Source organism: Clostridium punense (genome assembly GCF_017874425.1).
In the GTDB taxonomy this organism is placed as follows: domain Bacteria; phylum Bacillota; class Clostridia; order Clostridiales; family Clostridiaceae; genus Clostridium_J; species Clostridium_J punense.
In genome coordinates, this window is sequence record NZ_JAGGLL010000055.1 from 1 (window position 1) to 20538 (window position 20538).

Sequence of the window (20538 nt, forward strand, 5' to 3'; positions counted from 1 at the left end):
ACTCGTTCCCATACCGAACACGCAAGTTAAGCTCTAAACGGCCAAGAGTACTGCAAGGGAGACTTTGTGGGAGGGTAGGTGGTCGCCAGGTCATAGTATGGCTCGATAGCTCAGTCGGTAGAGCAGAGGACTGAAAATCCTCGTGTCGCTGGTTCGATTCCTGCTCGAGCCACCAGTGTGGCGCCATAGCCAAGTGGTAAGGCAGAGGCCTGCAAAGCCTTTATCCCCAGTTCAAATCTGGGTGGCGCCTCCAAAAGACTCACATCTTATGATGTGAGTCTTTTTGGTTTAATTTAGTTATTGCATAAATTAGGTTTTATATTAAAAATTTAATAATTTTCGATGCTAATAATTAAGGCTCACAGCAAAGTTTTGTAAAAATAAATATTCACATTAATTCTTTCATTAAAAATAAGCAGTTATATTTTATAAAAGATAAAAGTTATTGCTTGTAATAACTTTTACAATAACATATAATTAATCATTCCATAAGTTTATTTTAAATAATATTTATAAAATATTAGTAACAAAAAAATCACCATGTTATATAATAATTAATGTAATACTTCCTAAGAAAACTTCCTTAGTATTAAAATACTTAGAGTCTGAATATATATAGCTTATATATTCAGAAAGTCACTTTTAAATTATGAAAAACTTAAGTAAATTCTACATTATAAGAGAGTAAAAAATTAATTATGAACTCAATGGTAAGCTAAGAAGTTTTATTAGAGAAGTGTTTAAATTGTTATAAAAACATGTAAAGAAACATATTTATATTGTTTTAATATTCTCATTTAAAAGCAAAGTTAATATATATCAAGATATATTGTGATTGATAGTATTAGTTTGGTATAGTGTCAGTTTATTGAGTTTTATTAAGGATAGTGATGTTTAAATGGGATTAGTTAAGGTAGAAACTTATGTGAAACATTAGTATAATACAATAGTCAATTAAATTTAGGGGTAACTTTTTAGGAGGCATTAGCTATGGGAGCTATGTATAAAGAGATAATTTTTAGGAAGACACTTCCAGTTATTATAATACTTTTTTTGGCTATGATGTTTTTGATATCATTTCTAAAATTAGTAGAAGTTATGGGATTGATACCTGTAGAGATCTCTAGAATAGTGGATGTGATTTGTTTAGTTAGCTTATCTTTATTTGGTTTTTACGAATACCAAAAATGTAAAGTTCAATATAAATATTCTATTATTGGTGATGAACTTATTATTCATAAACTTAAAGGTGAAGAACAGATATTGGTTGAGGATATTAAAATACACGATATTCAGTATATAGGATATATTAGTAAACTTTCTAATAAGAAAAAGAATCTAAAGACAAAAAAGTATATATGTTCAATTTTAAACATTAATAAGTTTTGTTGTGTTTATAATCATGATGGCAGAAACTATAAGATGTATTTTGAGCCAAGCAAGGACCTTGTTGATATAGTTAAAAGAATAAAGGACAAGCAGCATGTATTTCATCACCAGCAAGATAATTTTAATGTAAATAACGGAAACAGTACGGTTTTAAAAGCTTAAAATTATATAGCCTATGAAATATATCGATGTATTGTAGAAGTTAAGAATAGGTATTTCTGATGTAAAAACAGATAGCCCATAATATTTTATGGACTATCTGTTTTTTTATAAAGCTTTGAAGGTGTTTTATGATTATAAATCTAATCATATAGCTTTATAAGTTTAATTATCTGTAATTTTATGAATTTAGATAATTAAATTAATCTTAGGATTTCTAATTAAATAGATAATTATTCATGGACACTATAAATTTAAATCTTTATTTAACTCAGCAGTTATCTCCTCAACTAGGTCTGTTCTCTCTATAAAATCTACCCCTGTAATTGCTAAGGCTTCTATAGCTTTATAAATATTCTCCTCAGCAAAGCTAGATACAGTAGAATTTTTAAACTCCTCTGAAGGGCAAGATATATTAGCATTTTCCACTATGTTTATAGAAGGGTATATAGTTGGTGTAGTATGACTTACAGTACCGATGCCTAAGGGATATACTACGTTTTTACAGCTATTTATATCTATTATTCCACGCTCCTTTAGGTTATTAGAAAATATTCTAGATAGAGTTTTATTTGTTATGAGTTCACTACAAGGAAGTTCGTATAAGCTGATATCATATTTTGTGGATATTAGGGGCTCAATGGCCTTAATATAATTTCTTATATTATTCTCGATAGCTTCACCTTGACAAATTTTCTTAGATTTAATTTCAAATTTCATATTAGCTTTTGATGGAAGCTCATGACTACTATTTCCAGCCTCAATACAAAGATGGTCAATATAGCATCCCTCACAGCTTTCCTTTACAATATCATTAATAAAATTCATAGTATATAAACAAGCATCCAAAGCAGTTTTTCTAGAGATAGAATTATTAGTAGTATTAACTTCATAGGTGATTTTTAATGAAATAGTTGCCATGGAAGTTCCGCTTTCTGCATTTGAATTATCAACATGAGGTGCAAATATCACATCCATATCATCGAAGACCTTATCACGAGTCATAATGATTTCTGAACCATTAGAATACTTACCAGGACATCCAATAACAACTACACTTCCTCCAAGCTTATCTATTATAGATGATAAGCCTATAGCGGCGCCAACAGAAATAGCAGCATTAGAATTATTACCAAATACATGGCCATTTTCACCATCGCTACTATATTTACATATGTAACATATGCAAGGATGACCATTACCTACCTTAGCATAAAAGGCAGTAGGTATATTTTCAAAGCCTTCCGTTATAGAAAATTTGTGCTTTCTTAATAGATCTGAAATATATTTAGATGATTTATATTCCTTAAAGCAAGGTTCAGGATTATCATATAAGAATCTATTTAATGCTAAAATCTCATCCTTTACATTAAATAAAAAGTTAATAACATTATTTTTCACTTAATTTTCCCCTCTCTATTTTAATAATTAGTGTAAAATAAAATTTTGCAAATATACTTTAATATGATTAGTATAACCAACATAAGATTTAGTATTTTAATTAAATTAATTTTAAGTGGATTTCTTTCAATTTAAAGAATATATCATACTTAATAGACTTAGTTTTATCTAAACTAAATATAGTTATCTTAAAGCTTGTAGGGTAGTAACCTATATAAGTTTTATATGTTACTTTTAGTAGAAAAAGTAGGAAATGTCACAGGAAATATTTTTTGTGGACAAAATAAAAATTTCATGTTAGTTGAATAAAATATAGGGTAGGGGGCGATAATTAAGACAAGTTAAAAAGAACAATATTTGAGGGGGATATTATGAAAATGGATTGTATTATATGTAGAAAGCCTCTAGAAGATGGTATAATTATTTATGGAAGAGGAATTTGTAAATGCTGTGAGGAAAGATTACTAAAAGCAGACATCAATACAGATTTCTATGAGTTCTATAAAAACTGTATAAGAAAGAACATAGTTCAGCTTATACAAAGAGGAGTGAATGAGGAGTGTCAAAATTACCGCTTATAGAGGAACTGCTTAAATATATAAAAGAAGATAATTCCTATTTTGCTATGCCTGGGCACAAAATGGGAAAGGCATTTGCAACAGTTCCAGAGGGAAAAGTAATTTTAGATAATTTGATAAAATTTGATGTTACAGAAGTTGATGGGTTGGATAACCTTCATAATCCACAAGGGGTTTTAAAGGAAGCACAAGAACTTTTAAGTAAGTATTATAAAAGTAAAAAATCCTATTTTTTAGTGAATGGAAGTACATCAGGTAATTTAGCAATGATTTTTTCTTCCTTTGAAGAAGGTGACAAAATTATTGTGGAAAGAAACTGCCATAGGTCTATATATAATGGCATAATAATGAGAAAGTTAGTACCAGTTTATATTAAAAATAGAGTTAGTAATATTTATGATGCTCCTTTTTCAATAGATAAGGAGCATTTATTTAGTTTAATTAAGGGCAATCAGGATGCAAAAGGAATAGTTTTAACCTATCCAAACTATTATGGAATATGCACAGACTTAAAGGCTATAATAGATGAAACAAAAAAGTATAATATGAAGGTACTTATAGACTCTGCTCATGGTGCACATTTTGGTGCAATCAAGGAACTGCCAGAAAATCCAATTGAATTAGGCGCGGATATGGTCGTGCAGAGTGCACATAAAACATTACCAAGCTTAACCCAAACTTCATTTTTGCATATAAGTGGAAATGTAGATACTGAAAAGGTTGATTTTTATGTGAGTAGTTTTTTGAGTACAAGCCCTTCTTATATGTTCATGGCATCCATGGACTTTGCTAGGTTCTTTATTGAAGCCTATGGGCAGCAGGTGTATACAGAATTATTATTTAGATGTAATTACTATAGAGAAAAAATTAATCAATTAGAAGGATTTCATATAATTGATGAAGGTGACTTAAAAACAGAAGAAGTATATGGAGATGATAGAGTATTAATTGATAAAACTAGATATGTGATTAATCTTCCAAGAGGATACAGTGGGCATAAGCTACTAGATTACCTAAGAGAAAATAAGATTCAATGCGAAATGAGTGATAGCAGGAATGTGGTTTTAATCTTTTCGCCAGCAAATGATGAAAGAGACTTTGAGAAGTTATACTATGCTCTTGAAAATTGTGATTTAGAACAGCTGAAGGATATTTATACAATACCCTTAGAGGTTAAAGTACCTAAAATGGTAATGCTACCCCACGAGACTTTCTTGAAGAAAAAAATACTGATTCCTATGGAATTAGCTGAAAATAAAATATGTGGCAAAGCAATTGTTCCATACCCACCAGGAATACCTTTGATAATGCCAGGAGAAAAGATAAGTAAAGAAGCAATTGAGGTAATAAAGTATTATAAAGAAAAAGAAGTAACTTTATTAGGAGTGGAAAGTAGCCAAGTAGTAGTTATTGAAAGTTTTTAATAAAGCAAATTTTAATATCAAAGATATGATTAAGAAAATCTGTCCAATGGCCCATTATGTACTATATAACAATCAATAGATTAGAATAAAATAAGGAATAATAGAAACTATAATTTACTTCTCAATAAGGATAATTTAGTGTTAAAATAAATAAAGATTCATCCTTAAATTTTCGGGTATAAATGATGATTGGTATGGTTTATATATTATGATTCTATAACTTTTTAGAAAAAAATCATAGAAAGCATTGTTTTTTATGATATTATGTGATGGATCTAAATGAACATAAGTATTAGTTTATTAGTTCATGGAGTAATATATAGGTTTTAAAAGTAAAAGATTACTTTTAAACACAGAAGTATTAAAGTAGCTGACATAGAATTATATATAAATTTTATTCTGTATTAACTTCTATAATTATGTTTACGGAGGGTAAATAAATGAAACAGGGATTATTGATTGCACTAGAGGGGCCAGATGGGTGTGGAAAGACAACCCAAATTCAACTATTAGATAACTATTTTAAGATAAAAGGATTTGATGTAATAAAGACTAGAGAGCCAGGTGGGACCGCTATTAGTGAAAAGATTAGAAATATAATTTTAGACAATAATAATAATGAAATGAGTGATATGTGTGAAGCATTACTTTATGCTGCCTCTAGAGCTCAGCTTACTGATGAAGTTATAAAACCTGCTCTTAACAGTGGTAAGATGGTTATTTGTGATAGATTTGTATACTCCTCTATGGTTTATCAAGGCGTTGGAAGAGAACTTGGAATGGATGCCATAAAATCTATAAATGAAGCTGCCTTGAGAGGATTAGAAGCGGATATAGTTTTCATGATTACCATACCTTATGAACAAGGGTTAGAAAGAAAAAGAAATCAGAGGGAATTAGACAGGTTAGAGAATGTAGGCGATAATTTTCACAAAAAAGTTTTTGAAGGATATTCGAAAATATGTGAAATCTATGATAAAATAATAGTAATAGATGGAAATAGGTCTATAGAAGAAATACACCGTGAAATTATTACACATATAGAACAAAAGATAGGAATATAAATTATAAAATTAATATAGGAGGGATTGTTATGAAGTTAGTTATTGCTATAGTTCAGGATGATGATGCAGGAGACTTAGTTGACATTATAACTGAGAATGGATTTAGAGTTACAAAGCTTGCAACTACAGGAGGCTTCTTAAAAGCTGGAAATACTACTTTAATGATAGGGGTAGAAAAGGAAAAAGTCGACCTAGTGTTAAAACATATAGAAGATGTGTGCAAAGTAAGAAAGCAAGTAGTATCCTCACCATCTCCAGTAGCAGGCTCAACAGGAGTATATGTTCCATATCCTGTGGAAGTTAGTATTGGGGGCGCAACTATATTTGTAGTTGATGTAGATAAGTTTCTAAGAGTATAATTAATTATACAAATAATGTACAATAATCCTATGGATTATTGTACATTATTAATATTTAGGAGGGAAATATGGGCATTATAGGACATGAACAAGTACTTAGTAGTTTTACAAGAGCAATTAATAGTAATAGAATATCTCATGCTCATATTCTTGTAGGGGATGATGGCATAGGGAAAAGTCCATTAGCCACAGCCATTGCAATAAAATTGATTGGAAAAGAAGAAAATAGGGAATACATAGATATAGTACATTGGACTGTTGAAAAAAATAAGGCGTCTATAGGGGTTGGCGCCATAAGGGAACTTATTCAAGAGATAAATAAGAAGCCTTATGAAGTAGATAAAAAGGTAATTGTAATTCACCAAGGAGATAAGATGACGGCTCAGGCTCAAAATGCACTATTAAAAACTATAGAGGAACCACCGAAGAATGTATTTATGTTTATACTTTGTGAAAACTTAGAAAGTATACTAGATACAATAAAGTCTAGGTGTCAAATTCATAGATTAAATCCTCTTAAAGAAAGTGATATGAGAAATTTTTTAAAGTTAAAATATCCAAGTTTAGATGAAACCCAACTAAAAGTTGTTGAGGCTTTTAGTGATGGAATACCTGGAAAGGCAGAAACACTTATCCATGACGATAATTTTAATAAGTTAAGAGAAGCAGCAATAGAAATACTAGGGAATATAAAGAAGGTTTCTACAGAAGAATTGCTAGGATATGAAGATTATTTTACAAAGCTCAGTGATTCTTGGCAAAGTATCATTAATATAATTATTACAATACTTAGAGATACTATTATATATAAAGAAGTAGGAGACGAAAATTTAATTATAAATGTAGATAAATTACAGAATATAAAAGAATTGGCTAATATGTTTTCATTAAGTAAATTAAATGATATTATTAGTATTGTTGAAGACACAAGAAGGACACTAGAGAAAAATGTTAATTTATCATTGACCTTTACAGTAATGTTACTTAAAATACAGGAGGCTTAATATGGTAACGGTTATAGGAGTAAGATTTAAAAAGGCAGGCAAAATATACTATTTTAATCCAAACGAATTAGGTATAAAAAAGGGAGATTTCGTTGTAGTTGAAACAGCAAGAGGCGTAGAGTTTGGAGAATGTGTTATTGGTAAGAAAGAAATAAGTGAAGCTGACATAGTGGCACCTCTTAAAAATGTTATAAGAAAAGCTGAAACTGATGATATAGAAAAGAATGCTGAAAATAAAAGAAAAGAAGAAGAAGCTTTTCAACTTTGTTTAGAAAAAATATTAAAACATCAGCTTAATATGAAGCTTATAGATGTAGAGTATACTTTTGATAATAATAAGGTTATTTTCTACTTTACAGCAGATGGAAGAGTGGACTTTAGAGAGCTAGTTAAGGATTTAGCAGCAGTATTTAGAACTAGAATAGAATTAAGACAAATTGGCGTTAGAGATGAAGCTAAAATGACAGGTGGATTAGGTCCTTGTGGAAGAACCCTATGCTGCTCTACGTTTTTAGGTGAGTTTGCCCCAGTATCTATTAAGATGGCAAAAGAGCAGAATCTTTCTCTTAATCCAACTAAGATATCAGGTATATGCGGAAGACTTATGTGTTGCTTAAATTACGAGCAGGAAACTTATGAGGGTATAAGAAAGAGACTTCCAAAGGTAGGTTCCATAGTTGAAACTCCTTATGGCACTGGAGAAGTTGTTGCAAATAGTGTGGTTAAAGAATCAGTGAAGGTTAAAATTAAGGTTAAAGATGGCGAGGATGAAATTAAGGCAGTTAAGATAGAAGATGTGAAACTAATTTCCGGAAGTTTTGAGGATATCATTAGTGATGTGGATATTAGAGAATTAGAAGGTCAAGTTGAAGATCCAGATATGATAAAAGAATTATTTAAGGAAAACTAGGAGGATAAAAATGAAAGCCGTACTTAAGGTTTGTGACATGGTAACTTATAAGGATGTAAGCAATATCAGAAATGCTATATCTAATAATGAGGGGGTTCTTGCTTGTCAAATAAGACCTGAGAATAAAGAAGTTGAAATTGTTTATGACACTTATTTTATAGATATAGATGATATAGTAGCCTCAATTGAGGATAAAGGATATACTGTTATTTAAAATAATATTAAAGTGACTAAAGCACCAAAACCTAAAAGTTTTGGTGCTTTAGTTATTTTTTTATGACTCTTCCATTACGCTCATATTTATAAATAGTATTACCTAATTCTGTTAAGAAAGGCATACCTATTTTATCTTCATTGAAGTGAGAGTCTGCAAATATTTCATCTTCATTAGAGAAAACTACTGCAGTTAAGAAAAATTCTATATTGTTTTTAGTATCATTTATATAAGCATTATCTATTAGATAACCATTTGCATTTCCAATTTTATTATATATTTTTATGTTAGAGGGGATGGATTTATCTGTTGAGCCATACATAAAGAACTTAGCATAATTGTCAGGAAGATCATAGGATGGATAAGTGCATTGTCTAGGCAATGTGCTCAGGTATTTTTTTAAAAATGCGATATCATCCTCTTTTAGATTAAACCTTTTACTCTCAGGAACTGATTGGGGAAATATTACAGCTTTCATTAATTCTTGAAGAGTTTCAATTGAGGCATAGTTGGATTCGGAAAAATCATGTGGACCATCTATAATGTCCCCATCTTCTTCATGCATACTTCCTTTTAAGGTGTTTTCCTTTGGTATTAGGCTGGTATACTCCGTAGAATTATAAACCAATGGTTGTTCGTAAATAACTTTGCCATTGCTATCATAAAACACAAAAGGATTTGTATATCTATTTTCTTCAGTCATAGGACCATCACCAATACGCTGTCTTATTAGTATATCTTTGTATCCTTTATTCCAGAGAGTTTCATTTAAGGCCTCCTGACCAATAAACTCATAAAGCCTGTTAAATGCATCATTATCACTGGCTACTAACACTTTTTTTATGTACTGAGCAATACTAGGCTTACCATTTTTAGCAGTAAAGTCTTCATCTTCACCACTTTCACTTTCACGGCCACTAAGAACTTCAAGGGTAGTATATTTATTTAAGCCTGGTATATTTAAATTATTTAATTTATCTAAGGCAACAATAGTAGCAGCAAGTTTAACACTGCTTGCTGGATAAAAATACTTATTTTTATCTAAGTTGAATCCATTTTTAGTAAAGGTAATTGTACCATCATTATTTCTATTAATTTGAGTATACAAAATTTGAACATCATATTTATCTCTGTTATCAAGTATATTTTTAAACTTTTCAGGATAAGCTTCTAAAATGCTTTCTAATAGTTCGTCATTAATTGAAGGCGAATCATTATTAGTTTTCATAGAATCATTATTAGCTTTTGCAGAATCACTAGTTTGGTTAAAAGTAGATTGTTCACTATCCTTTTTATTTGATATCTTCACGTATATTAAGCTTGTAGTTATAAAAGCAACGAGAAGAAACAATGTAAGTAAACCATTTAATTTATTTTTTCTCCTTTTTATCCTTTTCATTTAGAACTCCCTTCATAATATGACAACTTAAAATAATTATAGAAAAAAATTCAATATAATTCAATAGCATTAATAATAAGTTTAATATTATTTCAATAATAGTGATAGGTAAAATTATAACCAATATTACAAAATTTAACTAATTCTAATTGTAAATTTAATAGCTAATTATAATAGAAAAGCTAGGTAGTTTGCTTTCGCAAAGAATTCAACTTATCTATAAACAGAATATTTAAGGGTAAATTAAGAAATTTTTAAAAATGTGAATAAAAAATAATTATATGACAAGATTTATGGGTGTAAAATATTTATTTATTATTTAAGGAGGATATTAAAGTGAAAAAAATTGCAGTTGAAAAGGGGTTAAATCCACTAAAAAGCTACTTACACCAAGAAGGATATAATGTAAGAGAATTTGACTCAACTAAAAAAAATGCAGCTACTGTATTAAATAAGTTTGACGCAGTAATAGTTACAGGCGCAAATTCTAACTTTATGGGAATTCAAAATGCAGATTGCTCTGCAACCGTGATAAATGCAAGTGGACTTACACCTATGGATGTAAAAAGTCAACTAGAAAGAGATAATTCAATGGAATAAACTTTGAAAGTAATATCATTGAAATGATTCAAGTAAAAATAAAATAATTAACATTTATATGTATATTTTCCATAAAATTGTTAAATATTTAAGTATAACTTATTTTAATTAAAGAGGTGTTAAGAGTGAAATTTAAAAAACAAATAATTACAGCAATTACCTGTGCCGTAGTAATTTTAGGCATTTTCTTAACAGTTAGCTATATTGGAAGAGATAACAATACTACTGCTAGCAGTGATAAAGAGAAAAACCAAACTACTACAGATACTAAGAAAAATGAAAACAAAACTACTGAAGATGAAAAGGCTAAAGCGCCTGATGAAGCTGAAGATACAGATAATAGTCAAAAGAATATTGAGGATACTGAAGTTAGTAATGATGGACAGCAATCTAACAAAGATAACACAAAAACTGGGTCTTATACAGTTCAAAAGGATGATACTCTTTATAGTATAGCTAGAGCATATATGCCAAATCATGATTTTAAGGAAGTTATTAGCACTATATTAAAAACTAATAAACTACAAAAAGAAAGCACTATAGTTGTAGGACAAAAACTAATAATTCCTTATGAAGTAGCTCTTGAAAGTAAAGCTACATCTTCTACTTCTGTAGATAAAGCAAAAGAAGAAAATAAAGAAACTGCACAAAACACAAAAACAGGTAAGAAATACGAAATTAAAGCTGGAGATAGCTTATTTAAAATTGCAAAAGAGCAATTCCCTCAAATGGCTATGACTGAAGCTATTGAAAAAATCAAAGCTCATAATGGATTAAAAGATGTTAATGCTATAAAAGCTGGAGATGTTATTTACATACCACAGTAATAGCAATAGATTGTAACTCGTTACAGTGTAAAATATGAAAAAGTATAACCCTGCAATATTATAACGCGGGGTTATACTTTTAATACGTTAACTTTGCTATTCTCAGCATAGATGAAATCTCCATCTAAGGTCAGTAAATAATTAATGTTATAATTTTCGCATACTGCAAGATGCGTAGCATCATTTATAGAAAGCAAATCTTTAGTCATAAGCTCTTTAGTTCGTGCCATACACTGCTTATTTATCTCTACGTAATTAAATTTCAAGGTGTTTTCTAACTGATTATGCATAGTTACTGCTGTTTTATAGTACACCTTTAGTAAATGACGTTTAAGACTATTTTTAGAAAGATTATCAAAATATTTTTTATAAGGTATCTCCCGAAGTTTATCCTGTCTTTTATCCTTAATTATTTTTCTATCATATTTGTTAAAACAGGATAATATCTGCCTTATGTTTGTTTCTGAATTGAAGGGGTTACACTTATCAATTTTATGCCTTATATCCATGATAAAAATTTTATACATTATTTGATTTAAGACTTCTGCTGAGATAATGTTAGTAACATAAAGTCTACACTTTCCAATAAGAATTTTTTTTAATGCCTCAACGCATTGAGCATGCCTTACATCATCATCATATACTAAGCTAAGTAGAAATGATGCATCAAGGAGTATAGAAGTATTGTTACTAAAGGTTACAGTGGGAAAGGGATAGAGCAACATTTCCATAAATAGCATACCTTCTTTAATATATTATATAGTTTATTTTATTAAACTGAAGGTACACTTATTACAATGTATTAAAAACTTCCTTAGAAAAGGAACTGATTTAAAAGTTTAACTAGTATGGGAGCAAGAATTACAGTAATTAATCCAGCTATACCAATGGAAAGGCTACTCATAGCCCCTTCAGTTTCACCTAATTCTACTGCTTTTGTAGTGCCTAGTGCATGAGAACTGGTACCAATAGAAATTCCTATGGCAATTTTATTTTTAATTCTAGCTATATTATGAATCATAGGAGAAATTATAGCACCAAGCACCCCTGTTATAATAATAGCGGCAACAGTTACTGAAGGAATTCCATTTAAATTTTCAGAAACCTCCATTCCTATTGGAGTTGTAACAGATTTAGGCACTAAAGATAATATAAGTTCTTTAGGTAGATTTAACATTTTACCTAAAATTATTATACTTATAATTCCACAGGCACTTCCTATAAGAATTCCAATAATAATAGGCAATGCGTTTTTCTTTAAATGATCTATTTTATTATAAAGTGGAACAGCTAAAACTACAGTTGCAGGAGTTAAGAAAAAGGATATTATTTTTCCTCCATTATTATAGTCTTCTAAAGGAATATTAAAGGTTAATAAGAATACAACAGCTATAGTTATTGCAATAAATAGTGGGTTTAGGAAAGAAATCTTAATTTTTTTATTTATATTTTGTCCAATAAGATAACAAATTAATGAAAGCAATACCCCGAAAATAGGGGTTTTAAATATTTCAGACATGAATAATTCCTCCAGTAATCAAGTATTTATAAAAACATAAAGATAGAAGCTGGACTGTAGCCAAATTTATATTAGTTTTCTAGATTTAAATTTATTGTTTAGCTAGACTTTTTTCTGTTTTGTAAGGAAATTAATCCCTGTACAGTATAACCTGTAACTAATAAAACAACTAAGGATGAAGTGGTGATTACAATTAGAATCTTTAGGGTATTCCCCTTTAGCAGATCAAAGGATGAAATAATACCCACACCTGCAGGTAAGAAGAAAAAAGCTAGATTATCTAGGAGATATGAATTTAGGATTTTGATAGATTCAGTTCTTACTATTTTTAGTAGCAAGAAAGTGAGAAGAATTAACATTCCTAAAATACTTCCAGGTATAGGCAAGGAAAGCCCCTTGCTTATACTTTCACTTAAAAAAGTAATAAATAAAATTATAGTAAGTTCCTTAAAAATTTTCATATAGTATCAACTCCAGTTAAAATATAAAATGAATTTCTAACTCATTATAAAACAAATAAATAAATTTTACAAAGTTCATAAATTGATGTATATTTTCAAATTAATCTGTCAATCATATTAATGACAGATTAAAGCATAAATATAAACCCTTAAAAGCAACATGTGGAATTTACTAATATTATTGCATATTCGTTGTAATGTTTAAGCACTCCATGTTGCTTTCCCCCCATATTAAAAAAGTAAGCATCTCGTTTGAGGTGCTTACTTTTTTAGTAAATAAAACCGCCTTATAATGAAAAACCTAAGATTATGGTATATAATGAACTAGGTATTTCAATTATCGAAAAGAGAGGAATATTTATGAGTTTAATAAGAGAAGATGAGACCCTTGATGATTTGCAACTTAAAGGGATAAAAGTAATCCAAAAGAAAAATGGATTTAGATTTGGAGTAGATGCAGTGCTATTAGCAAATTTTGCTAAGGTAAAAAGAAATAATAAGGTTATTGATTTATGTAGCGGTACAGGAATAATTCCCTTTATAATGGCAGGAAAAACAGAAGCAAGTAGCATTACTGGCATAGAGATTCAAGAAGAATTTGTTGAAATGGCTAATAGGACATCACAGTATAATAACTTAAATAATAGGATAAATTTCTTACATAAGGATTTAAAGGATTTAAAGTTTTTGAAAACCCTAGAGAAGGCAGAGGTTGTCACAGTTAACCCACCATATAAACTTCAAAACTCGGGGATTATAAACCCTAACGATAAGAATGCAATAGCAAGACATGAGGTTTGTTGCACCTTAGAGGATGTCATAATTGCTGCTAGAGTACTTCTAAAAGACAATGGAAGATTGTTTATGGTTCATAGGCCTGAAAGGATTGTAGATATTCTAACCCTTATGAGAAAGCATAAGATTGAGCCGAAAAGAGTAAGATTTATTCATCCTAAACCTAACAAGGCTCCTAATATAGTACTCATAGAAGGACAAAGAGATGGGGGAGCATTTTTTAAATTTGATGATCCCTTATATGTTCATGAAGAAAATGGTGATTATTCTAAAGAAATTAAAGAAATCTATAACTTAGGCATTTGAAAATAAATAACAAGTCAAAGATGTGAAGGATATTTTTAGTTCATAAGCAAGCTTATGCGGCAAGGAAACAGGTTTCGCAGATAGTAGCACTATCTAAGGGTTCTGTTGACGCAGTATAACTAAAAATAGACAAACATACTGACTTATTTATTTTTTGAAAATGCCTTAACAGATATAAATATATAAATAAGAAGCAAGGTGATAAAATGACAGGTAAATTATACTTAGTTCCAACTCCAATAGGAAACTTAAAAGATATTACATTAAGAGCATTAGAAGTATTAAACTCAGTAGACATAATTGCTTGTGAAGATACAAGGCAAAGTTTAAAGCTACTTAATCATTTTAATATAAGAAAAACTTTAATTAGCTATCATAAGCATAATGAAAATGGTAAGAGTGAAGCTATTACAGAAAAACTTCTTCAAGGGCAAAATGTAGCAGTAATTAGTGATGCAGGTACCCCTGGAATATCTGATCCAGGAAGTGTTATAATATCTAAATGCATTGACCAAGGCATAGATTTTGAAGTTTTACCTGGGGCTACTGCAATTACTACGGCTCTAGTATACTCTGGACTTGATACCACTAAGTTTATTTTTAGGGGATTTCTCCCAAGAGAAAATAAAGAACGAAAGCCTATAATAGACGAACTAGTAAATAGGACAGAAACTTTGATATTCTATGAAGCACCACACAGAATATTGAGTACCTTAGAGTTTTTACATGAGAATTTAGGTAATAGAAAAGTTGCACTTTGTAGGGAGCTTACAAAGCTTTATGAAGATATAATGAGAACTACTTTAAGTGAAGCCATAGAGTACTATAAGTCTAACAATGGAAAAGGCGAGTATGTTATAGTTGTAGAGGGAAAGAGTGAAGAAGAAATTTTAAGGGAAGCTAGCTCAAAGTGGGAGAGTATGTCAGTTGAAGATCACATAAAAATGTATATTGACCAGGGTGAAAGCAAAAAAGATGCTATTAAAAAAGTAGCTAAAGATAGAAATTTATCAAAATCTGAAGTATATAAATTCTCTATAGATTTATAGGGATTTTGGTAGCATATTGAAATAAAATTGATATTTTATATGATTTTATGAAGATATATCCACAAAATTATTACTTTAATATTAGATTTTATTTAAAATATGGGGAAAACCTTGAGATTTCAGCATATATAATGCTATAATTATGATAAACAATGAGGGGGGAGGGATTTTTTTTGAACAAAAAAGTATTAGCATTGGCTTTAACTGCAGCACTAGCAACTAGTTATATGGGCTCCACTGTCTATGCAGATCCATATAGTGACAAGACATCACAACAACAAAAACTATCAGATGACAAAAACAACTATAAAAGTGCTCAGGAAAAAGTAGATGAAATTGAAGCTGCAATTCAAGCAATTAACACACAAATGGAAGATATTAATGCATCTATAGAAGCTACAAACAACAAGATTACTTACACTGAAGGACAAATAAAAATCAGTGAAGAAGGTGTACAAGCTGCTGAGGCAAGTATTAAAAAGGAAGAAGACCTTTTTAATAAAAGAATGAGAGCTATGTATATGAACGGTATGGATAGCTATGCAGAAACTCTTTTAAGCTCAAAGAGTGTTGGTGACTTTATTTCAAGACTAGAAAACGTAGTGAAAATAATAAGCTACGATAAAGAAGTAGTTTCTAGTTTAACAGAGAAAAAGGTTGCACTGCAAGAGCAAAAAAATGTTTTAGAGCAAGAAAAGGCTCAATTAGTAACATTACAAACTGAAAATCAAAAGAAAATGGATGAGCTTAGCGCTAAAAAATCAGAACATGATGAAGCTATGGCAGTAGCTGAAGCTAATAGGGATGTATTTGAGGCCGCTATGAAAGAAAGTGAAGCTCAGTTAGCAGAGACTATAAGACAAATAGAGAGCATGCAAGCGCCAGCATCGCAAAGACCAAGTAGAGGCGGAGGCTATGATGATTCTGTAGTTGTTCCAGATAGCGTAAGTGGAAATGGAATAGTTTCTTATGCTTATAAGTTTTTGGGTACTCCATACCAATGGGGTGGAAATGGCCCAAATACATTTGATTGCTCAGGGTTTACTAGCTATGTATTTAGAGCTAATGGAATTGGCTTACCTAGAACTGCAAATGATCAGATGAGTACAGGAAGTTATGTTCCAAGAGATCAACTACAACCTGGAGATCTAGTATTCTTTGGATATGGTGGCCATGCAAATCATGTAGGAATATATGTTGGAAATAACAGCTATATACATGCACCACAAGATAATGAAGTTGTTAAAATATCACCGTTAACAAGAAGAGACTTCATACAAGGAAGAAGACACTAAAACATATAATAACTAGAAGTTTTATAAAATAAACCAATAAGGTAACTTATTGGTTTATTTTATTTTAAGTTATAAAATTTAATTTAAAAGATATCTTCCAAGGAGTGATTTCTCAAAAAAGATATAGATAAAATTAATGCGATGATAGTACCTAATTTATCCTTAGGATGAATAAATTTTAAGGCATAAAAGAGATATAAAGGATTGAGGCTGTTTATCTATAAGTTAAGAAATAGTTTCATAAATAAACTTTCATAAGTGAATTAAGGAGATAAACGGTAGAGAGTTATATCATAATAATAAGTAAGAAGATTTAATGTAGGAATATTACATTAGTGTCTTTACTAAGTTAAATAATGAACAAGTTCATTTTGTTAATAACTTTAGAATCAAATTTAGACCGAACAAACTGTGTTTGTTACACCAAAGCAACTTATCTATGCTGAGCAACTGCCACTTTAGAAGATGGCAGACTTGAAGCTTCCAAAATGTTGTTAAATTAATAAAATTAAAAGCATAAAAAAATAAACGTTAGAATTCTAACGTTTATCAGTAACTTGTCCGTTTTATATATTGAAAAATAAATCTTTAATTATTCTGCTTTTAGTGAAGCTAAACACTGTTTGCATACATTTTTAGATTTATAGTTTATTACATCTCTAGCATCTCCACAGAATATGCAAGCAGGCTCATATTTTTTTAATATAATATGCTCACCGTCTACATATATCTCTAAAGCATCCTTTTCACCTATATTAAGCGTTCTTCTCAATTCTACTGGAATAACTATTCTTCCTAGCTCGTCCACTCTTCTTACAACACCTGTTGATTTCATAATAAGTTCCTCCTTAAGTAATATTTCGACAAAATAATATAAAAAATTTTATTATTTTAATTTAACAGATAAAATTCATAGTTTAGCGTTCGTAGAAAGTTACAAAATTACTACTAAATTCCATCTATAGATAATATACTACCAATTAATACAAATGTCAATAACATTAATATATAAAAATACAGGATTTTACAATACCTTAAAACCCTTTATTTTCAGGACTTTATAAATTTATAAAAAGGTATAACAGAAAAAAGTAAGAAGATTAGGAAGGATTTTAATTGGAAATTATAAAATAGTAAGTATATGGAATTAATTTATATATATGTCGAAATATGAATAGCATAACAACGGTTTCAAGCAAGTAAGTGAAATAATTAGTATAATAAGGGTTTTTGAGGATTAAAACTTAGATACCTTAACAGTAACATTTATAAATTTATGAATAAGAACTTAAGAATAAAAAATAAATGTAAAAAAAAAGAAAAATTTATAAGTATTTAAATTTACATAAAAAGGGAAAAATAATGGTGGATTTTAAATTACATAAACTTACAAAGAAGTATTCATTATAACGAAAAACTGTAAATTAACATTAAAATTCTATTTATTACAACAAAATAACAAAAAATTAAATCTGACATTGTAGAATGCTGCAATTATTTCCACATAAAATCTAACAGGTTATACACAGGCAAATTGTTAGTAATGTGGACAAATATCCAATGTGATAATTTTTCATAAGAGCATTTAGAAAAATAGCTGTAGTTAATACCACAATTATGCACAATTTATGTTAGTAACTTGTGGACAACGGTGGATAAGTTACTATGAATGTTAATAACTTCTTCTGTATAATATAATTATTGCAATTGATATGTCATTAAATTTCAGTTGATAGTATTGTCGAACTTTATGATATTTTAAAAAATTTTGAAATTAGTTCATATTATTAAATAATATATTTGTAAAGATTTAGCTAGTAGCATATAATATTTAATATAAGTGTAGGAAAATATGACGAGGTGTACCTATGAGTAAAGATAATAAGATAAACAGTGAAAGTTTTAGCAGTGTAGTAAGTAAAATTTCAGAAATGATAGAAGAGATTTCAACTAAAAGTATTATTGAATATGATGAATTGCCACAATATGACCTATTTTTATCTCAGGTTAAGGATTATTTAAATGATAAGTTTGAGCAAGATAATTTCACTAACAATATACTGCAAAATTATATAAAAAGTGAAGTCATTTCAAAGCCGGAAGATGGTAAAAAAAGAGGATACACCAAGTTGCACCTAGTTCAATTGGTGCTTTTGGGTTACATGAGACCGGTACTTACCACAGATGAGGTAAAAGAAGTATTTAGATTAGCTTTTAATGGAATAAATAATAGAGCTGATGATATACTTTCTTGGGAAGATACCTATAAGTTGTTTTGTCATCTACAAAAGGAAAGCTTTTATTTAGGATTTTTAGATAGTAGTACTCAAGATAAGGAAGCTGTATTTAAGTACCTTGAAGATTATGATTTTAATGATCAGGAAAAAGAAAGAATAATTGTATTTTTAATGGTAATGAGCTTAGTAGCTCAGGCTAGTAATATAAAAAAACTGGTTAGTATGATTGTGAAAGAGTATGGTGATAAATATTAAACATAGAATACACTAAAGTAATTTGCTATTAAATACTAAAATTTTAACAACATTTTGGAAGCTTCAAGTCTCCATCTTCTAAAGTGGCAATTGCTCAGCATAGATGAGTTGCTTTGGAGTAACAAACACAGTTTGTTCGGTCTAAATTTGATTCCAAAGTTGTTAACAAAATGAACTTGCTCATTATCTAATAAAGATTTGATGTGAAACTTTGAACTAATGTATTTAGAGATTTAGGAAAATAAAACAAGCTGATATATTAATTAGTTTAATATTTTATTTAAAATAATAACTCTTTAAAATAAGGGAATGAAAAGTTAGGTAATTTAATTTACTAAACTTTTCATTCCCTTTAATGATTTAGTTTTTTACTTTTAAATTAACTAACAAGTACTTTCTCCTACTGCTGAAGATATAACTTTAAAAGAATCTCCAAATAAAGTTTTAGTATAAACTACTTTAGAATCTTCAAATATATATTCTTCATCTTTATCTACTACGAAAGTAATACCTTCTACCATTGCAGATATATCTTCAGGCTTTTGTTCATCCAGAACAACTCCAAGGGTTGGGCCGCCTCAACCAAAACCTTTAATCATAAATCTAACAGCAGATTTTTCGAACTCTTTTAATTTTGAGCTAAGAGCTTCTTTCGTTTTTTCATCAAGAGTAACTTTCATTATAAAACCTCCTAAGTTAGGCATCTGAAAATAAATAACAAGTCCAAGATGTGAAGGCTATTTTGTGATAGACAAGGAAACAGGTTCCTTAGATAGTGGGGCTATCTAAGGGTTCTGTTGACGAAGTATAGCACAGAATAGACGAGTAGATTGACTTATTTATTTTTTGAAGATGCCTTAATACTATATTATTAGTGTATCAAAAATATAAATTTTAATTACACTTATGCCTTAACAATAAAATCTAATAAAGTAATGAAATAGATATAGGGATTAAAAGTAAGACATATTAATTACATAAACCAAAACAAATTAGATCAAGTGTACTTTGAATAATCGAAATTTAAAACACTTCATTAAAGGATAATTAAGATGAATTCCTAGTTTCAAAAGTCACTTTTTTTAAGTACTTAAAGATATAGGGTTCCATGATGGAATTTTAACTTATTCATCCTCATAAACCCTTAAGGGAACTAGGGTAGTATTCATGTAGAGGCTAAGTTTTAACCCTGGATACTTATAGATTTACCACTCCGAAATTTAAAGTATTAACAAGCTTAATCTTCCCAATAATAACTCTAAGACTTATCAAAGGAGTTATTATTATGGGAAG

Annotated in this window: 21 protein-coding genes, 2 tRNA genes and 1 rRNA gene; 17 read left to right on the forward strand and 7 right to left on the reverse strand. The window is 29.4% G+C overall.

What is annotated here, in order from left to right; all coding sequences use genetic code 11:
* The 4 genes from rrf to J2Z44_RS19975 form a co-directional block, all read left to right on the forward strand.
* Positions 1-91: ribosomal RNA gene (rrf, locus tag J2Z44_RS19960) — 5S ribosomal RNA — on the forward strand; the annotation flags it as partial.
* Between the two features lie 8 nt (positions 92-99).
* Positions 100-175: transfer RNA gene (locus J2Z44_RS19965), tRNA-Phe, on the forward strand.
* A 4-nt stretch (positions 176-179) separates the two neighbouring features.
* A tRNA-Cys gene (locus J2Z44_RS19970) sits at positions 180-253 on the forward strand.
* Between the two features lie 737 nt (positions 254-990).
* Positions 991-1551: a hypothetical protein gene (locus J2Z44_RS19975; protein WP_209650002.1), complete on the forward strand. Its 561-nt coding sequence runs from the start codon at positions 991-993 to the stop codon at positions 1549-1551.
* A 243-nt stretch (positions 1552-1794) separates the two neighbouring features.
* On the opposite strand, the gene J2Z44_RS19980 is transcribed toward J2Z44_RS19975, so the two are convergent.
* Positions 1795-2949: a zinc-binding metallopeptidase family protein gene (locus tag J2Z44_RS19980; RefSeq protein WP_021282282.1), complete on the reverse strand. Its 1155-nt coding sequence runs from the start codon at positions 2947-2949 to the stop codon at positions 1795-1797.
* Between the two features lie 371 nt (positions 2950-3320).
* Between J2Z44_RS19980 and J2Z44_RS19985 the strand changes: the two genes are divergently transcribed.
* From J2Z44_RS19985 to J2Z44_RS20015, 7 genes are all read left to right on the forward strand, one after another.
* Positions 3321-3530: a sigma factor G inhibitor Gin gene (locus tag J2Z44_RS19985; RefSeq protein WP_021282281.1), complete on the forward strand. Its 210-nt coding sequence runs from the start codon at positions 3321-3323 to the stop codon at positions 3528-3530.
* Positions 3509-4951, forward strand: coding sequence for an aminotransferase class I/II-fold pyridoxal phosphate-dependent enzyme (locus J2Z44_RS19990; protein WP_209650004.1), 1443 nt, complete (start codon positions 3509-3511; stop codon positions 4949-4951). Before J2Z44_RS19985 ends, J2Z44_RS19990 begins: the two co-directional genes overlap by 22 nt.
* Before the next feature lie 440 nt (positions 4952-5391).
* Positions 5392-6015, forward strand: a complete 624-nt coding sequence (tmk, locus tag J2Z44_RS19995; protein ID WP_021282279.1) for a dTMP kinase — start codon at positions 5392-5394, stop codon at positions 6013-6015.
* A 29-nt stretch (positions 6016-6044) separates the two neighbouring features.
* Positions 6045-6374, forward strand: coding sequence for a cyclic-di-AMP receptor (locus J2Z44_RS20000; protein ID WP_021282278.1), 330 nt, complete (start codon positions 6045-6047; stop codon positions 6372-6374).
* A gap of 68 nt (positions 6375-6442) precedes the next feature.
* On the forward strand, positions 6443-7378 hold the full coding sequence (locus J2Z44_RS20005; protein WP_021282277.1) for a DNA polymerase III subunit delta': 936 nt from the start codon (positions 6443-6445) through the stop codon (positions 7376-7378).
* A 1-nt stretch (position 7379) separates the two neighbouring features.
* Complete coding sequence (locus J2Z44_RS20010; protein ID WP_021282276.1) at positions 7380-8288, forward strand: PSP1 domain-containing protein; 909 nt, start codon at positions 7380-7382, stop codon at positions 8286-8288.
* Positions 8289-8298: 10 nt separating this feature from the next.
* Positions 8299-8502, forward strand: coding sequence for a heavy-metal-associated domain-containing protein (locus J2Z44_RS20015; protein ID WP_021282275.1), 204 nt, complete (start codon positions 8299-8301; stop codon positions 8500-8502).
* A 52-nt stretch (positions 8503-8554) separates the two neighbouring features.
* On the opposite strand, the gene J2Z44_RS20020 is transcribed toward J2Z44_RS20015, so the two are convergent.
* Positions 8555-9901 carry a serine hydrolase gene (locus tag J2Z44_RS20020; RefSeq protein WP_021282274.1) on the reverse strand — a complete coding sequence of 449 codons (1347 nt, stop codon included), beginning with the start codon at positions 9899-9901 and terminating at the stop codon, positions 8555-8557.
* 336 nt (positions 9902-10237) lie between these two features.
* Between J2Z44_RS20020 and J2Z44_RS20025 the strand changes: the two genes are divergently transcribed.
* Both J2Z44_RS20025 and J2Z44_RS22015 read left to right on the forward strand, forming a co-directional pair.
* Entirely contained in the window at positions 10238-10501 is a 264-nt protein-coding gene (locus J2Z44_RS20025) for a YkuS family protein (RefSeq protein ID WP_021282273.1), read from the forward strand.
* Positions 10502-10626: 125 nt separating this feature from the next.
* Positions 10627-11328 carry a LysM peptidoglycan-binding domain-containing protein gene (locus tag J2Z44_RS22015; protein ID WP_021282272.1) on the forward strand — a complete coding sequence of 234 codons (702 nt, stop codon included), beginning with the start codon at positions 10627-10629 and terminating at the stop codon, positions 11326-11328.
* A gap of 71 nt (positions 11329-11399) precedes the next feature.
* Here the strand turns inward: J2Z44_RS22015 and J2Z44_RS20035 are convergent, their stop codons facing one another.
* From J2Z44_RS20035 to J2Z44_RS20045, 3 genes are all read right to left on the reverse strand, one after another.
* Positions 11400-12059 (reverse strand): type II toxin-antitoxin system VapC family toxin, encoded by a 660-nt coding sequence (locus J2Z44_RS20035; RefSeq protein WP_021282271.1) that lies wholly within the window; start codon positions 12057-12059, stop codon positions 11400-11402.
* 83 nt (positions 12060-12142) lie between these two features.
* A complete protein-coding gene (locus J2Z44_RS20040; protein WP_209650006.1) occupies positions 12143-12847 on the reverse strand; it encodes an LrgB family protein in 705 nt (234 codons plus the stop codon).
* 98 nt (positions 12848-12945) lie between these two features.
* Positions 12946-13308, reverse strand: a complete 363-nt coding sequence (locus J2Z44_RS20045; protein WP_021282268.1) for a CidA/LrgA family protein — start codon at positions 13306-13308, stop codon at positions 12946-12948.
* A 360-nt stretch (positions 13309-13668) separates the two neighbouring features.
* Here J2Z44_RS20045 and J2Z44_RS20050 point away from each other — a divergent pair, with 360 nt between their 5' ends.
* The 3 genes from J2Z44_RS20050 to J2Z44_RS20060 all read left to right on the forward strand — a co-directional run bounded on the left by J2Z44_RS20050 (position 13669) and on the right by J2Z44_RS20060 (position 16753).
* A complete protein-coding gene (locus J2Z44_RS20050; protein WP_021282267.1) occupies positions 13669-14409 on the forward strand; it encodes a tRNA1(Val) (adenine(37)-N6)-methyltransferase in 741 nt (246 codons plus the stop codon).
* 206 nt (positions 14410-14615) lie between these two features.
* Positions 14616-15458, forward strand: a complete 843-nt coding sequence (rsmI, locus tag J2Z44_RS20055) for a 16S rRNA (cytidine(1402)-2'-O)-methyltransferase (protein WP_021282266.1) — start codon at positions 14616-14618, stop codon at positions 15456-15458.
* A 173-nt stretch (positions 15459-15631) separates the two neighbouring features.
* The gene (locus tag J2Z44_RS20060; RefSeq protein WP_021282265.1) at positions 15632-16753 is read left to right on the forward strand and encodes a C40 family peptidase; all 1122 of its coding nucleotides are present in this window, start codon (positions 15632-15634) and stop codon (positions 16751-16753) included.
* Between the two features lie 592 nt (positions 16754-17345).
* On the opposite strand, the gene J2Z44_RS20065 is transcribed toward J2Z44_RS20060, so the two are convergent.
* Positions 17346-17588 carry an AbrB/MazE/SpoVT family DNA-binding domain-containing protein gene (locus J2Z44_RS20065; RefSeq protein ID WP_021282264.1) on the reverse strand — a complete coding sequence of 81 codons (243 nt, stop codon included), beginning with the start codon at positions 17586-17588 and terminating at the stop codon, positions 17346-17348.
* A 1033-nt stretch (positions 17589-18621) separates the two neighbouring features.
* On the opposite strand from J2Z44_RS20065, the gene J2Z44_RS20070 reads away from it, so the two are divergent.
* Positions 18622-19245, forward strand: a complete 624-nt coding sequence (locus tag J2Z44_RS20070) for a DUF1836 domain-containing protein (RefSeq protein ID WP_021282263.1) — start codon at positions 18622-18624, stop codon at positions 19243-19245.
* Positions 19246-19628: 383 nt separating this feature from the next.
* Here J2Z44_RS20070 and J2Z44_RS20075 read toward each other — a convergent pair whose 3' ends face one another.
* Positions 19629-19766 carry a hypothetical protein gene (locus J2Z44_RS20075; protein WP_021282262.1) on the reverse strand — a complete coding sequence of 46 codons (138 nt, stop codon included), beginning with the start codon at positions 19764-19766 and terminating at the stop codon, positions 19629-19631.
* Positions 19767-20538: the final 772 nt, after the last annotated feature.

Coding starts and splice junctions, on each gene's coding strand:
- J2Z44_RS19975 (WP_209650002.1), top strand. CDS start 991: ATGGGAGCTATGTATAAAGAGATAATTTTTAGGAAGACACTTCCAGTT.
- J2Z44_RS19985 (WP_021282281.1), top strand. CDS start 3,321: ATGAAAATGGATTGTATTATATGTAGAAAGCCTCTAGAAGATGGTATA.
- tmk (WP_021282279.1), top strand. CDS start 5,392: ATGAAACAGGGATTATTGATTGCACTAGAGGGGCCAGATGGGTGTGGA.
- J2Z44_RS20000 (WP_021282278.1), top strand. CDS start 6,045: ATGAAGTTAGTTATTGCTATAGTTCAGGATGATGATGCAGGAGACTTA.
- J2Z44_RS20005 (WP_021282277.1), top strand. CDS start 6,443: ATGGGCATTATAGGACATGAACAAGTACTTAGTAGTTTTACAAGAGCA.
- J2Z44_RS20010 (WP_021282276.1), top strand. CDS start 7,380: ATGGTAACGGTTATAGGAGTAAGATTTAAAAAGGCAGGCAAAATATAC.
- J2Z44_RS20015 (WP_021282275.1), top strand. CDS start 8,299: ATGAAAGCCGTACTTAAGGTTTGTGACATGGTAACTTATAAGGATGTA.
- J2Z44_RS20020 (WP_021282274.1), bottom strand. CDS start 9,901: ATGAAAAGGATAAAAAGGAGAAAAAATAAATTAAATGGTTTACTTACA.
- J2Z44_RS20035 (WP_021282271.1), bottom strand. CDS start 12,059: ATGGAAATGTTGCTCTATCCCTTTCCCACTGTAACCTTTAGTAACAAT.
- J2Z44_RS20040 (WP_209650006.1), bottom strand. CDS start 12,847: ATGTCTGAAATATTTAAAACCCCTATTTTCGGGGTATTGCTTTCATTA.
- J2Z44_RS20045 (WP_021282268.1), bottom strand. CDS start 13,308: ATGAAAATTTTTAAGGAACTTACTATAATTTTATTTATTACTTTTTTA.
- J2Z44_RS20050 (WP_021282267.1), top strand. CDS start 13,669: ATGAGTTTAATAAGAGAAGATGAGACCCTTGATGATTTGCAACTTAAA.
- rsmI (WP_021282266.1), top strand. CDS start 14,616: ATGACAGGTAAATTATACTTAGTTCCAACTCCAATAGGAAACTTAAAA.
- J2Z44_RS20065 (WP_021282264.1), bottom strand. CDS start 17,588: ATGAAATCAACAGGTGTTGTAAGAAGAGTGGACGAGCTAGGAAGAATA.
- J2Z44_RS20070 (WP_021282263.1), top strand. CDS start 18,622: ATGAGTAAAGATAATAAGATAAACAGTGAAAGTTTTAGCAGTGTAGTA.
- J2Z44_RS20075 (WP_021282262.1), bottom strand. CDS start 19,766: ATGGTAGAAGGTATTACTTTCGTAGTAGATAAAGATGAAGAATATATA.